The sequence below is a fragment of the Salinimicrobium marinum genome, from assembly GCF_014651535.1.
Taxonomy (GTDB): Bacteria; Bacteroidota; Bacteroidia; order Flavobacteriales; family Flavobacteriaceae; genus Salinimicrobium; species Salinimicrobium marinum.
Genome location: NZ_BMXB01000006.1, coordinates 70,297 through 84,173 on the forward strand (window position 1 = coordinate 70,297; position 13,877 = coordinate 84,173).

General features: G+C 40.5%; 15 protein-coding genes. 10 read left to right on the plus strand and 5 right to left on the minus strand.

All coding sequences use genetic code 11. The annotated features are described in order from the left end of the window. Positions 1-19 precede the first annotated feature (19 nt). Positions 20-232: a hypervirulence associated TUDOR domain-containing protein gene (locus IE056_RS09425; protein WP_189604464.1), complete on the plus strand. Its 213-nt coding sequence runs from the start codon at positions 20-22 to the stop codon at positions 230-232. Between the two features lie 69 nt (positions 233-301). Next, on the plus strand, positions 302-922 hold the full coding sequence (locus IE056_RS09430; RefSeq protein ID WP_189604465.1) for an L-threonylcarbamoyladenylate synthase: 621 nt from the start codon (positions 302-304) through the stop codon (positions 920-922). A 106-nt stretch (positions 923-1,028) separates the two neighbouring features. Here the strand turns inward: IE056_RS09430 and IE056_RS09435 are convergent, their stop codons facing one another. The 3 genes from IE056_RS09435 to IE056_RS09445 form a co-directional block, all read right to left on the minus strand. Beyond that, on the minus strand, positions 1,029-1,862 hold the full coding sequence (locus IE056_RS09435; protein WP_189604466.1) for an OmpA family protein: 834 nt from the start codon (positions 1,860-1,862) through the stop codon (positions 1,029-1,031). A 99-nt stretch (positions 1,863-1,961) separates the two neighbouring features. After that, the gene (locus tag IE056_RS09440; protein ID WP_189604467.1) at positions 1,962-2,954 is read right to left on the minus strand and encodes a glycosyltransferase family 2 protein; all 993 of its coding nucleotides are present in this window, start codon (positions 2,952-2,954) and stop codon (positions 1,962-1,964) included. 176 nt (positions 2,955-3,130) lie between these two features. After that, the gene (locus tag IE056_RS09445; protein ID WP_189604468.1) at positions 3,131-3,574 is read right to left on the minus strand and encodes a type I restriction enzyme HsdR N-terminal domain-containing protein; all 444 of its coding nucleotides are present in this window, start codon (positions 3,572-3,574) and stop codon (positions 3,131-3,133) included. 89 nt (positions 3,575-3,663) lie between these two features. Here IE056_RS09445 and holA point away from each other — a divergent pair, with 89 nt between their 5' ends. The 6 genes from holA to IE056_RS09475 all read left to right on the plus strand — a co-directional run bounded on the left by holA (position 3,664) and on the right by IE056_RS09475 (position 9,485). Next, a complete protein-coding gene (holA, locus tag IE056_RS09450; protein WP_189604469.1) occupies positions 3,664-4,668 on the plus strand; it encodes a DNA polymerase III subunit delta in 1,005 nt (334 codons plus the stop codon). Further along, positions 4,668-5,570 (plus strand): 1,4-dihydroxy-2-naphthoate octaprenyltransferase, encoded by a 903-nt coding sequence (gene menA, locus IE056_RS09455; RefSeq protein WP_189604470.1) that lies wholly within the window; start codon positions 4,668-4,670, stop codon positions 5,568-5,570. The genes holA and menA overlap by 1 nt, the downstream gene beginning before the upstream one ends. Positions 5,571-5,642: 72 nt before the next feature. Then, positions 5,643-6,323 carry a metal-dependent hydrolase gene (locus IE056_RS09460; RefSeq protein ID WP_189604471.1) on the plus strand — a complete coding sequence of 227 codons (681 nt, stop codon included), beginning with the start codon at positions 5,643-5,645 and terminating at the stop codon, positions 6,321-6,323. A gap of 14 nt (positions 6,324-6,337) precedes the next feature. Further along, positions 6,338-7,372, plus strand: a complete 1,035-nt coding sequence (locus tag IE056_RS09465; protein WP_189604472.1) for an o-succinylbenzoate synthase — start codon at positions 6,338-6,340, stop codon at positions 7,370-7,372. 5 nt (positions 7,373-7,377) lie between these two features. After that, complete coding sequence (locus tag IE056_RS09470) at positions 7,378-8,331, plus strand: CPBP family intramembrane glutamic endopeptidase (protein ID WP_189604473.1); 954 nt, start codon at positions 7,378-7,380, stop codon at positions 8,329-8,331. A gap of 56 nt (positions 8,332-8,387) precedes the next feature. Next, a complete protein-coding gene (locus tag IE056_RS09475; protein ID WP_189604474.1) occupies positions 8,388-9,485 on the plus strand; it encodes an AMP-binding protein in 1,098 nt (365 codons plus the stop codon). 1 nt (position 9,486) lies between these two features. On the opposite strand, the gene IE056_RS09480 is transcribed toward IE056_RS09475, so the two are convergent. Continuing rightward, complete coding sequence (locus IE056_RS09480) at positions 9,487-11,124, minus strand: M1 family metallopeptidase (protein ID WP_189604475.1); 1,638 nt, start codon at positions 11,122-11,124, stop codon at positions 9,487-9,489. Positions 11,125-11,185: 61 nt separating this feature from the next. Continuing rightward, the gene (locus tag IE056_RS09485) at positions 11,186-12,814 is read right to left on the minus strand and encodes an acyl-CoA carboxylase subunit beta (RefSeq protein ID WP_189604476.1); all 1,629 of its coding nucleotides are present in this window, start codon (positions 12,812-12,814) and stop codon (positions 11,186-11,188) included. Positions 12,815-13,029: 215 nt separating this feature from the next. Here IE056_RS09485 and IE056_RS09490 point away from each other — a divergent pair, with 215 nt between their 5' ends. Both IE056_RS09490 and IE056_RS09495 read left to right on the plus strand, forming a co-directional pair. Beyond that, entirely contained in the window at positions 13,030-13,209 is a 180-nt protein-coding gene (locus tag IE056_RS09490; protein ID WP_189604477.1) for a CAL67264 family membrane protein, read from the plus strand. 101 nt (positions 13,210-13,310) lie between these two features. Continuing rightward, positions 13,311-13,781: a DinB family protein gene (locus IE056_RS09495; RefSeq protein WP_189604478.1), complete on the plus strand. Its 471-nt coding sequence runs from the start codon at positions 13,311-13,313 to the stop codon at positions 13,779-13,781. Positions 13,782-13,877: the final 96 nt, after the last annotated feature.

The following is a 13,877-nucleotide window of genomic DNA, read 5'->3' on the forward strand; positions in this document are numbered from 1 at the left end:
TTGTAATTTTTAATAAAAAATGATCAGGGAAGGAACTAAAGTGAAATGGAAGTGGGGGAAAGGAGTGGCCGAAGGAAAAGTTAAGGATACTTTTGACAGGGATATCACCACTACCATCAAAGGAACAAAAGTGACCAGGAAAGGAACGCCGGGTAATAAAGCCCTCTTTATCCAGCAGGAAAATGGCAATGAAGTTTTGAAACTGGAAAGTGAAGTAGAAAGAATCGACTAATTTTTCTAAATATTCTATTAGAACCACTCGAAAATTCGTAAATTCTCAGTTCTTTAAACAATATAAAGTATGGCAGAATTAATAAGAATCTACGAAGAAAATCCAAATCCAAAGGACATTAAACGTGTTGTGGATGTATTGAAAAATGGTGGCCTTGTAATTTATCCAACAGATACTGTCTATGGCCTTGGATGTGATATCACCAACAATGCTGCGCTGGAAAAGATTGCACAGGCAAGAGGCGTAAAGCTGGAAAAGGCTAATTTCTCCTTTATTTGTGAAAGCTTAAGTAATCTCTCAGATTACGTAAAGCAAATCGATAACCAGACCTTTAAGATATTAAAACGGAATCTTCCCGGGCCTTACACCTTTGTGCTTCCGGGGAACAACAATCTTCCAAGCGTATTTAAAAAGAAAAAAACAGTAGGAATCCGGGTACCGGATAATAATATTTGCCGGGCACTCGTGGCAGGTTTGGGAAATCCAATTATATCCACTTCCATTAAGGATGACGATGAGGTAATTGAATATACTACAGATCCTGAGTTAATTCTGGAGAAATGGGATAACATTGTAGACATAGTAATCGACGGCGGATATGGCGATAATATCCCTTCTACGGTGATTGATCTCACTACAGCCGAGCCTGAAGTCATCAGGGAAGGAAAAGGAAGCCTGCAGATTCTATAATATATTTTTTCGGATTTTAATTAGTTGAAAATATTTTCATAACCCATTATAATAAAAATGCCCGGTCACTGACCGGGCATTTCTATAAAATATATTGCGATAACTTTTATTTTGCGCTTTCCATTCCTTCTTCAATCAGGTTGTAGAACTGATCGATCTTAGGAAGAATAACAATTCTTGTTCTTCTGTTCTTAGCTCTTCCTTCCGCTGTATCGTTGCTCGCTACAGGAACATAGTAACTTCTTCCGGCAGCAGTCATTCTTTGTGGCTCTACACCAAAATCTTCCTGAAGGATACGTACTACAGAAGTAGCTCGTTTAACAGAAAGGTCCCAGTTGTCCTGAAGCACTGCATTTCTTATTGACTGATCATCTGTATGACCTTCAACCATAAATTCAATGTCTGGTCTGTTTTTTACAACAGTTGCAACTTTTCCAAGAACTTCTTTTGCACGGTTAGTAACGTTGTATCTACCACTTTCAAATAACAGTTTATCTGAAATAGATACATATACTACACCTTTTTCAACATTGATCTCAATATCCTCGTCGTTCATGTTTCCAAGCACACCTTTTAGGCTGGTAACAAGAGCAAGGGTAACAGAATCCTTCTTGTTGATAGCATCCTGCATACGCTGAATTTTCATGTCTTTTTCTTTGATGCTTTCCAATGAACGCTCAAGGTTTTCAGCTTCTTTCTTAGATAGTGTTGCTAAATCTCCAACATTATTTAAAAGTGCTGTATTTTGGTTACTCAAGGTATTTATTTGTCGATCCAGACCTTCTTTCTCGTCAAGACAAGAATTAAGTTTAACGGTAGCGGTGTTCAGCTTATCCTGGGTTTCCCTTTGTTGAGCTTCAAGCTCAGCATATTTCTTCTGCGAAACACAAGAAGAAAGAAGGATGGCAGCTGTGGCCGATAAAAGCATGATTTTCTTCATAATCGTAAATTGTTAAAATTTTAATTTAATGTTAAACGTTCCAAAAATACAAAAACTAATCTCCTGGCGAAACATTTGTTTGGTTTAAAAGCGTTTTTTTTAAAGTTCTGAAAACGCCTTCTTCCCCAGAATATAGTATGAGAAGACAACGGAGATTTGGTGGAAATATTTCTTCTTCTTCGGAAGATTTTTTCTCTTTTTTACAATCTGTTTAAAATGAGCATAAAAACTAAAATGTGCTTTTAAAATAGCTGAAAAATGCGCCGGTTTTCCTTCTGCTAAAAACTTAAATCCTGCGGCTCCGTCCAATACCATTCTTGTAAAAATGAGTAAAAATACTTTATTCCCCGGGGCATTTTTTAATAGAGCAAAAAGGCTGTTCCTAAAATTGTAAAATGTCTTTTTGGGATGCATGGTATCGAGAGTGGCTCCTCCCAAATGAAATATGGTTGAATTTCCCAGGTATTTCACCTTGTACCCCAGATTGTATAAACGCCAGCAAAGATCAATTTCCTCCTGATGGGCAAAGAAATGCTCATCTAGTTTTCCGGCTTTGTAAAAAGCATCTTTTCGGATAGCCAGGCAGGCACCACTGGCCCAGAAAATTTCAACCGAATCATCATACTGCCCCACATCTTTTTCAAGATGATCAAAAATGCGTCCGCGGCAGTAGGGATATCCAAACTGGTCAATATATCCGCCGGCTGCCCCGGCATATTCAAAGCATTCCCTTTTCCGAAAATCCATGATCTTTGGTTGCAGCGCTGCTGTGTCAGGATTGGTTTTAAACTCCGTTAGCATGGGGAGCAACCAATTTGCGGTAACTTCTACATCACTGTTCAACAAAACGAAAATTTCTTCAGAAAGATGTGCAAGGGCATCATTGTAGCCTTTGGCGTATCCTCCGTTAGTTTTATTCTGAATGATCTTTACTTCCGGATATTGTGCTTTAACGAATGCAACAGATTCATCTGTAGATGCATTGTCTGCCACATAAATAGTAGCTTCTTTTGAATGTTGGGTAACCGATGGCAGGAATTGCTCCAGCAGAGCTCTTCCGTTCCAGTTCAATATGACGACAGCTATTTTCACAGCTGCAAATTAACGGAATTTGAAATTAGAAACCGAAAGGTAAAAGTGCGGAAGGGGTTGAGCAAAGAGGCTGAAAAGAGATTACGGCTTTTTCCTTATTTTTATAGGAGTACATCCTTCATGATTAAATAGTGGAATTTGGAATTTTCATTTTGAATGTTTGCTCAGCTGAAAGTTTATTTCCACTCCGGAATATCCTTTAAAAAATGATATTTTTCCTGCTCATAATCCAGCTGACAAAAGTAATGTTCGAGTCCGTTGGTGACCATTAAAAAGGTTGCTTTCAGGGCGAGGTTATACCGGGCGATTTGATCAAAGGTTTCCTGGGTAATGGGGACAGAAGCTGCTTTGCATTCTACAATAAGATGAATGGAGCCATCGGGTTTATAAACAATGGCGTCATATCTTTTTATGAGTCCGTGGACCTTCAGTTGTTTTTCAACATTCAGGAGGCTTTGGGGTATGTTTTTCTCTTTCAGAAGAAATTGTACAACATGTTGTCTTACCCATTCTTCGGGAGTGAGCACGACAAACTTTTTCCGGAGCACATCAAAAACAGCTACTTTATTTTCGCTATTTTTGAACCGAAATGAATATTTGGGGAAATTTAGTGCAAGCATGGCTTAAAATAACAGCTTTTTCAGAAATTAATAAGAAAAGAATTTCAGCTAAATTTTTCAAAATCGAGTAGCTGCATAGAAACGGGATAATGGACGAAGTAAAACAAATAGCATTAGATATCAAAAAAGGGGATATAAAACCGGTTTATTTCCTGATGGGGGAAGAGCCTTATTATATTGATAAACTGGGAGATTATATCGAGGATAATGTATTGCAGGAAGAAGAAAGAGGTTTTAACCAAATGGTGCTTTATGGCCGGGATGTAACGATTGAAGATATTGCCAGTAATGCCAAGCGTTACCCCATGATGGCCGAGCGGCAGGTAATTATAGTAAAAGAAGCGCAGGACCTTTCCCGTACGATCGAGAAATTAGTGGATTATGTGGAGAATCCGCAGCCTACCACGGTTCTGGTAATTTGCTATAAATATAAAAAAATAGACAAGCGAAAGAAGTTATATAAAGCGGTTGCAAAGAGCGGCGTGATATTCGACAGCAAGCGATTATATGAAAATCAGGTAGGGGACTGGATTCGAAAAGAGATGCAGGGCAGGGGCTATCAAATTGCTCCCAAGGCTGCACAAATGCTGGTGGAATTTCTGGGAACAGATTTAAGTAAGATTGATAACGAACTACAGAAACTTCAGCTTATTTGCCCAAAAGGAACTTCCATCACTCCCGAGGTCATTGAGGAAAACATCGGGATAAGCAAAGACTTCAATAATTTTGAGTTGCGAAAAGCGATTGGGATGAAAGATTCTTTAAAGGCACACCGCATCATTAATTATTTTTCCCAGAACCCTAAGGATAATCCTATGGTGGTGACGGTTTCCCTGCTGTTTAGCTTTTTCTCTCAATTGTTGCAATACCATGCCCTCACCGATAAATCTAAGGGCAATGTGGCAAAGGTACTCAAAGTAAATCCGTATTTTGTGAGTGACTACTCTGTTGCCGCAGGAAATTATCCAATGAAAAAAGTAAGTGAGGTGGTTTCTCTTTTACGGGATGCCGATGTAAAAAGCAAAGGTGTGGGAGCTGCAAATGTTCCCCAGGGAGACCTCTTAAAGGAATTGCTGGTAAAAGTGATGAGGTAATGGTAAAAATCAGATCCTGGGTAAACGCCGCACGGTTACGAACCCTTCCTTTGTCTGTGTCCGGTATTTTGGTAGGTTCGGCCATTGCTGCAGGGGAGGGAGCATTTAACGCTGCTGTTTTTAGTCTGGCGTTGGCAACTACCCTTGGCCTGCAAATACTATCCAACTTCGCAAATGATTATGGAGATTTTGTGAAAGGAACAGATAATGAGGACAGAGTAGGGCCACAGCGGGCAATGCAAAGCGGACTCATTTCCCGAAAGGAGATGCTATACGGAATGATGATTACCGGGATTCTTACTTTTTTAATTGCCATCGCTCTTATTTATATCTCCTTCGGAACAGAAAATTTTCTGTATGCCTTGCTGTTTTTAGTTCTGGGAATTGCAGCAATATCTGCAGCTGTAAAATACACCGTAGGGGATTCTGCTTACGGCTATAGAGGCCTGGGAGATATTTTCGTTTTTATCTTCTTCGGAATTGTAGGGGTTTATGGCTGTTATTTTCTTTATACGACAGAATGGAACTGGCAGGTTTTACTTCCTGCATTTGCTATTGGCGCTTTAAGCGCAGGTGTGCTTAACCTGAATAATATGAGAGATCGCCTGTCTGACGAACGCGCCGGAAAAAATACACTGGTGGTCAAAATGGGCGCTGCGAAAGCCAAAAATTATCATTATTTCCTGGTGCTCTCGGCTATGTTTTTCATGCTCATTTTTTCGGCGGTTTCTTTTGAAGCCTTAGATGACCTGCTGTATGTAATAGCTTTTGTACCTCTGGGAATGCATTTAAGGAGAGTCATAGAAAATGAAAATCCGGTACTGTTGGATCCTGAGTTAAAGAAGCTGGCTATCAGTACATTTTTACTGGCTGTTCTCTTCAGTTTGGGACAGGTTATTTAATCAGTTGATCCCAACTTTGAATCAACTATTTTTTCCTAAGTTTTTTGTATTTTGTGACTAAAACCAGCAACTATGAAAATAACACATTACGCACATAGTACTTTCAGTATTGAGATCAACGGAATTCATATTTTGGTGGATCCTTTTATCAGTGGAAATGAAGCTGTTAAAGATAAAGTAGACATCAACGAACTTAAAGCAGATTATATTCTGGTGACGCATGCACACCAGGACCATACGCTGGACGTGGAGGCAATTGCCAAAAATACCGGCGCCGTAATTGTTAGCAATTTTGAGATCGCTACTTACTATGAAAATAAAGGTTTGGAGGTACACCCAATGAACCACGGCGGAAACTGGAGTTTTGAATTCGGAAATGTAAAATATGTCAACGCCATACATACCAGCTCTTTTCCTGACGGAAGCTATGGAGGTCAGCCCGGCGGATTTGTGATCGAAGGCGAACACAAGAATATTTATATTGCCGGTGATACTGCACTAACCATGGATATGAAATTGATCCCGTTGCACACCAAACTCGATCTTGCCATTTTACCTATTGGCGACAATTTTACCATGGGAGTGGAAGATGCCATTATTGCCAGTGATTTTGTGGAATGCGACAAGGTGTTGGGTTGCCATTATGATACCTTTGGCTATATTGAAATAGATCATGAAGAGGCGAAAAGAAAGTTTTACGAAAAAGGAAAAGACTTAATGCTTTTGGAAGTGGGAGAGAGTATTGAATTATAAAAACATACGAATACGTGCAGGCAAGTTACAAGCAGTATTTTTTAAAATTTAGACGCCCCAGCGGAACTTCCCGGGGCGTTCTTACTGAAAAGGAGTCCTGGTTTCTTTTTGTTGAAGAAAACGGAAAACGCGGAATAGGGGAATGCGGATTATTACGCAGTCTTAGTGTTGATGACCGTCCTGATTATGAGGAGAAACTGAAATGGGTTTGCGCAAACATCCAATTGGGAAAGGACAGGCTTTGGGAGCAGCTCAGGGAATTTCCCAGCATCCAGTTTGGGGTGGAAATGGCTTTTGAATCCTTAGAGGCTCAAGATCCTTTTCTTTTGTTTCCTTCAGAATTTACCCGCGGAAAAAAGGCCATTCCCATCAACGGACTCGTCTGGATGGGGGACAAAGCCTTTATGAAGGAACAGATCGTTCAGAAGATAGAAGATGGTTTCCGATGTATTAAACTGAAAATTGGAGCCATTGATTTTGATACAGAAATTGAACTTCTGAAATACATCCGGAGTGAATTTTCTTCCGAAGAAATGGAAATAAGGGTAGATGCCAACGGCGCCTTTTCACCTTCGGAAGCACTGGCAAAACTGAAGCGGCTGAGCGATTTCAGTCTTCACAGTATAGAACAACCCATTAAGCAGGGGCAGTATGGGGAGATGGCAAAATTATGCGCACAAACACCCCTACCCATAGCTTTAGACGAAGATCTCATCGGGGTAGTAAATGTAACAAAGAAGCGGGAAATGCTACAAACCATTCGGCCGCAGTACATTATTTTTAAGCCAAGTCTAATTGGTGGTTTAAAAGGTACAAAGGAATGGCGGGAGCTGGCGGAAAATCACCATATTGGCTGGTGGATCACCAGTGCGCTGGAAAGTAATGTAGGGTTAAATGCTATTTCACAGTTTACCTATACGCTGCATAGCGAAATGCCACAGGGACTTGGAACAGGAGGTTTATATACCAACAATTTTGAAGCTCCCCTGCAGGTAAAAAATGGCAATTTGTATCATGACCCTAGGATTAACTGGAAATTTAATTTATAGAACGAATGTATATAGAACAGGCGTATAAGGCCAAGACCGATTGGTGGCGATATTTAATTGGCATAGTGACCATTTTTTTCGGCTGGCAGGTTTTAGGAGTCATTCCGCTTACGGTAGTAGCTTTCCTAAAAGCAGGCAATACCGGTACGTTCATTGCTGCCGCAGAAGATAATTTTTCATCGCTGGGAATTGATCCTAACCTACTTTTTTTTCTTTTCCTGGTCACTTTTACCTGTGGACTTCTCGGCTTATGGTTTGCGGTTAAATATGTTCATGACCAACCTTTTAAGGAAGTAACTACTTCAAGAAAAAAGGTGGACTGGGGAAGGATTCGTTTTGCTTTTTTCCTGGTGTTTGGGGTGAACCTTGTTTTATTTGCAATTGGATATGTACTCGAGCCGGAAACTTTTGAATGGAATTTTCAACCTGTCCCTTTTCTTATTCTTTTCTTTGTTGCTTTTTTGGTTATGCCTCTGCAAACCAGCTTTGAGGAATATCTTTTTAGAGGATATTTAATGCAGGGCCTGGGAGTATTAGCCAAAAATAGATGGTTTCCATTAATTTTCACATCGGTTTGCTTTGGACTCCTTCACAGCCTTAACCCCGAAGTTGAGAAACTTGGATACATCATGATGGTCTTCTATATTGGAACAGGATTTCTTTTAGGGATCATGACGTTGATGGATGAGGGAATGGAATTGGCACTTGGTTTTCATGCCGGAAATAACATTTTTGCCGCGCTCATGGTGACTGCCGATTGGACTGCCATACAGGTACCATCCCTTTTTCTTGATACCTCAGATCCTTCTGCCGGTTTTGATGTAGTCACTCCTGTGATCGTTTTATATCCCATTTACCTTTTTATTTTGGCTAAAAAATACAACTGGAGCAACTGGAAGCAAAAGCTATCCGGAAAGGTTAACCCGCCGGTAACAGTTAATTATTCAGAAGAAATATGATTTAATTAACTTTTTTAAGTATTTTATTCCGCAGTTAATTAAAACATTAACGAATAATGGAAAAGACCTTCACTTTACCTGAAATCCATCCTGATTTTAAATTAAATAAAAAGCATTATAACAATCAGGATCTGGCTGCTGTAGCTTATAATCTTATAAAGGAAGGGGAGCCTTATGAGGGGAGAATCGGAACATTTCTGCTCGACTGGCTAAATGATCAGGAGTATATTGCAGTGAAGACATCAGGCTCTACCGGAACCCCAAAAAAAATAAGGATCAAAAAGGAATTTATGGTCAACAGTGCTTTGGCAACCGGGAAATTTTTTGATCTGCCTTCGAAAAGCACTGCCCTTCATTGTTTACCAGCAGATTATATCGCGGGGAAAATGATGCTGGTGAGGGCGATGGTTCTGGGCTGGGATATTGATACGGTGCCGCCTAAGGCAAATGCACTGGATCAGGTTTTCAAGATCTATGATTTCTGCGCTATGACTCCTTTTCAGCTGGATAATTCACTTAGCAGGCTACATTTGATCCGGAAGCTCATTGTTGGCGGAGGTTCGGTTTCAGCAAACCTCAAAAAATTGGTGCAGGGGCTTGAAACCAAAATCTACGAAACTTACGGAATGACAGAAACCGTTACACACATCGCTGCACGTAGAATAAATCCGAAAAAGGAAAAAGAACATCCAATTCCTTTTAAAGTTTTACCAAATGTGTCTATCTCTACAAATGAAAGGGGTTGTCTTATTATAGAAGCTCCAAAAGTAGCCGAGGGAAAGCTGGTTACGAATGATGTGGCGGAAATAGTTAAAAAGAAGAAGTTTTTGCTAAAAGGCAGGTATGATAACGTGATCAATTCCGGCGGAATCAAACTTCATCCCGAGCAGATCGAAGCCAAACTGGAAGCGATCATTGCACATCGTTTTTTTGTTACCTCCTTACCCGATGATGCATTGGGGGAAAAACTGATTTTAATGGTGGAAAGTGACTTTTCTGAAGAAGCATTACGGGCCCTGGAGCGTGAGATTCGGGACTTCAGGATGTTGGAAAAATATGAGGTGCCAAAGAAAATCTATTTTGTGGGAAAATTTGAAGAAACCCCCAATGGAAAGATCCACAGGGGGAATACTTTAAAAAGCAGGATTTCCTGATCTAATTCAGTTTCCTTACCTCCACATAAAACTCTTCTGCCACGATATCAATGTCTTGCGAAGAAAGATTGTTATTTGGTAATGTCTTCCAATCTGTGGTTGGTTTTAACCTGATTTCTTCTCCTTTAATTTTTACATCTACCGGCATTTCAAAATTTTCTACATCTGCTTTCCAGCGGTACTGAATTTTGTTTTTATCCTTTTTCAGCTGAAGCTGAGGTATGCTTGCTTGTCTTAGATATTGATCAAAAACAGGTTCGAGATCTACCGGTGTTGCTGCATTGAAGTAGTTTTCCGTGGTTTTGGTGTCAATGACCTGGTGTTTATACGTTTCGGTATAATCTTTCAGGGTTTTCCACCATAGTTCGTCATTATCGTAAATGCTTCTAATGGTATTCAAAAGATTTGCTCCTTTGGAATACATATCTCCCGATCCTTCACTATTTACTCCGTAGTTACCGATAATGGGTGAAAAATTTCTTATGCCTCTGCGAAGGCCTTTCAAATATTCCAGGGCTTCTTCTTTTCCCCAGCGGCATTCCACGTAAACAGCTTCTGTGTAACTGGTGAAACCTTCGTGGATCCACATATCTGCAATATCGGCAGCCGTAATGCTGTTGCCATACCATTCATGACCGGTTTCATGGATGATGATATAATCCCATTTTAATCCGATGCCGGTGCCGCTTAGGTCATTTCCAAGGTAACCCATTTTGTATTCATTTCCGTAGGCAACGGCGCTTTGATGTTCCATCCCGAGGTACGGGGTTTCCACCAGCTTGAAACCATCTTCAACGAAAGGATATTCCCCGAATTTTTCATAGAAGCAGTCCATCATCAGTTTTACTTCTTCAAATTGTGTTTTCGCTTTTTTTAAATTATATGGTAAAACATAATAATCCAGGTCAAGATTTTTGTACCGATCGCTGAAATGAGCGTAATTCCCAATATTCAAAATGACATTGTAGTTGTTAATGGGGCTATTGACGCCCCAGCTCCATTGGGTATAGCCGTTACCCAGGTCCTTTTCTCCCAGGAACCTTCCGTTGGAAACATTGATTAAACCGTTAGGAACAGCTACATCCAGCCTTACAGATTCTGGTTCATCGCTTTGGTGGTCTTTGTTCGGGTACCATAAACTTGCACCCGTACCCTGCACAGCTACACCAATCCACGGATTGCCTTCGCGGTCTTCTTCCCATACAAATCCGCCGTCCCAGGGTGCATTTTCGGCCACTACAGGATTTCCGGAGTAATAAAAATGAATGGAATCAACTGAATTTGCCACAATCGGATTTCCGAGGTCAATAAATACTGCGTTATATTTTCTTTGGTATTTAAGGCTTTGTCCTTGCTGCACAATGGAATCTACCTGCATGTTTTCAAAAAGATCTACCTGCATCACCGGAAGATCTTCTTCAGCTTTAAAAGTGATGGTATTGGAGCCTGATATGAATTGATCTTCGGGAACAACTTTTAGCTTTAAATGATACTTTAGCACATCATAGTTTCGCTCCGGCCTGAGGGAGCCACGCAGTGTATCTGCTTCGGTATAAGTTGTCTTATCACCCAAAACCTGGGCGCAGGATTGTATGGTGAAGGAAAGCATCAATATTAAAGCAAGAATGGAATAACGCATTGGAAGCATATTCTGAAAATTTAAAATTATTTCAATTGAGAAGCCTGAGGAAATTCTTGTTTTATGTCTGAATAACCCCAAGATTAAAATCTTTCGTAATAGGTGAATGGTTGGCGGCTTCAATCCCGGTAGAGATCCATTTGCGGGTGTCTAACGGATTTATTACTGCATCTGTCCACAATCTTGCTGCTGCGTAATATGGGGAGGTTTGTTTGTCATATCTTGCCTTTATTTCATCAAAAACAGCTTTTTCTTTTTCAGCGTCTACTTTTTCCCCTTTTTTCTCCATTGAGGCTGTTTCAATTTGTGCTAGCACTTTTGCTGCCTGAGTTCCACCCATTACGGCCAGCTCGGCACTTGGCCAGGCAAAAATAAGACGTGGATCATAGGCTTTTCCGCACATGGCGTAATTGCCGGCGCCGTAGGAATTGCCGATCACTACCGTAAATTTCGGAACCACACTATTGCTCACTGCATTTACCATTTTAGCGCCATCTTTAATGATACCGCCGTGTTCACTTTTACTTCCCACCATGAAGCCGGTGACGTCCTGAAGAAAAACCAACGGAATTTTTTTCTGGTTACAGTTGGCAATAAAGCGGGTAGCTTTATCGGCAGAATCTGAATAGATCACTCCGCCGAACTGCATTTCCTTTTTTGTTGTTTTTACAATTTTTCGCTGGTTCGCCACGATTCCCACGGCCCATCCGTCAATCCGGGCGTAGCCGGTTATGATCGTTTTTCCGTAACCTTCTTTGTATTCCTGGAATTCAGACCTGTCCACAAGCCTTTCAATGATCTCTCTCATATCGTACTGCTCATTCCGTAGCTTCGGAAGGATTCCGAAGATCTCATCAGGGTCTTTCGCAGGTTTTGCGGCGGGTTTACGATTGTATCCAGCTTTATCGAAATCTCCGATCTTGTCCATGATGTTTTTGATCGTATCCAGCGCATCCTTGTCATCTTTGGCTTTATAATCTGTAACACCGCTTATCTCGCTGTGAGTGGTAGCTCCGCCCAGCGTTTCATTGTCGATAGATTCTCCAATGGCAGCCTTTACAAGGTAACTTCCTGCAAGGAAAATACTTCCGGTTTTTTCCACGATCAGGGCTTCATCACTCATAATAGGAAGATAAGCTCCCCCGGCGACACAGCTTCCCATAACCGCAGAAATCTGAGTAATTCCCATGCTGCTCATTACAGCGTTGTTTCGGAAAATTCTTCCGAAGTGTTCCTTATCGGGAAAAATTTCATCCTGCATGGGGAGATAAACTCCGGCAGAATCCACCAGGTATATAATAGGCAGTCTGTTCTCAATGGAAATTTCCTGCGCCCTAAGATTTTTTTTTGCAGTGATGGGAAACCAGGCTCCCGCTTTTACCGTGGCATCGTTTGCAACCACGATACATTGTTTTCCCGAAACCTTTCCAATCTTCACGACCACGCCACCACTTGGGCAGCCGCCATGTTCTTGGTACATTTCATCTCCTGCAAAAGCACCTATTTCTATGGCAGCTTCTTTGTCATCAAACAAATAGTTGATACGTTCGCGGGCGGTCATTTTGCCTTTTTGATGATGCTTTTCAATCCGTTTTTCGCCGCCCCCCAATTTAATGGTCTTTAGCCGACTATTTAAATCTGAAACCAGAAGTTTATTATGGTCTTCGTTTTTATTAAATTCAATATTCATCAGTCTGTTTTTTAAATACTTTTACACTTCTTTCAGGTAACCGAAATGTATTAAAATGAGTGTGAGCACCGCAATTAGATGCTTTCAACAATCGCTAAAATACAAAAAGCAAACTATTATTTATCTTTATTAAAAATTGCGATATTTGCTCCAAACATCCCTGTCCCAAAATAAGGGAAATCCGAACAAACAAGACAGGCTTTTAGAGAGAACGTATGGGAATGAATAAGAATTCGGTTTGTGCATGGGCTTCTTTTTTAATGTTCCTTATTGGAACTGCGCTTGTGCTTTTGGGTGTGCTAAAATATGAAGATTATGCAATTGGATTTTCTACAGTAGGAATCGGATTTTTTGCTATCTCATGGGCTTTTAATGCATTAAAGGGGCGGGTTTAGATCTCTTTTGAAATACTTCGAAAATTTTACTATTCAAATTTCTTTCCGCATAAGCCGGAAACCTAATTGCTTTTGATTAATTTACTGCTAAAATGAATGCTATGGAAGCCTTAAAGAAGCAGCTTGTAAAGCACCTTAATGGTGGAGAAGCCTTTATGCCTTTAGAGGAAATGCTGAAGGAGATCTCTTTTCAAAAACTGGGAGAGCGGCCAAAGAACCTGCCTTATTCCTTCTATGAACTCTTTTACCATATTTGTTTTACTCAAAATGATATCCTGAATTATTGTACTGAAATACAATATAAGGCGCCGAACTGGCCAAAGGATTATTGGCCGGCTCACCGGGAGCCGCAGAATGAGAAAGACTGGAGAAACCTGGTGGAAAATTATCGTAAAGACAGAGAAGAGCTTACAAAGGTGATTATGGATCCTGAAATTGAATTAACTGAAACTGTTCCTTCAAATTCCAGTCATACTTTTTTGCGGGAAATACTGCTGGTTATTGAGCACAGTGCATATCACAGCGGACAGATGTTGATCGTTTTACGGCATCTAGGTCTTCATACCACATAAAGACCGGAATCTTACTGAAGGTAAACAGAAATTTAAGATATTTGCCTGTGATTTGAAGAGGTATGAACTTTAATTTTTTATAGGCTTACTTCAGTT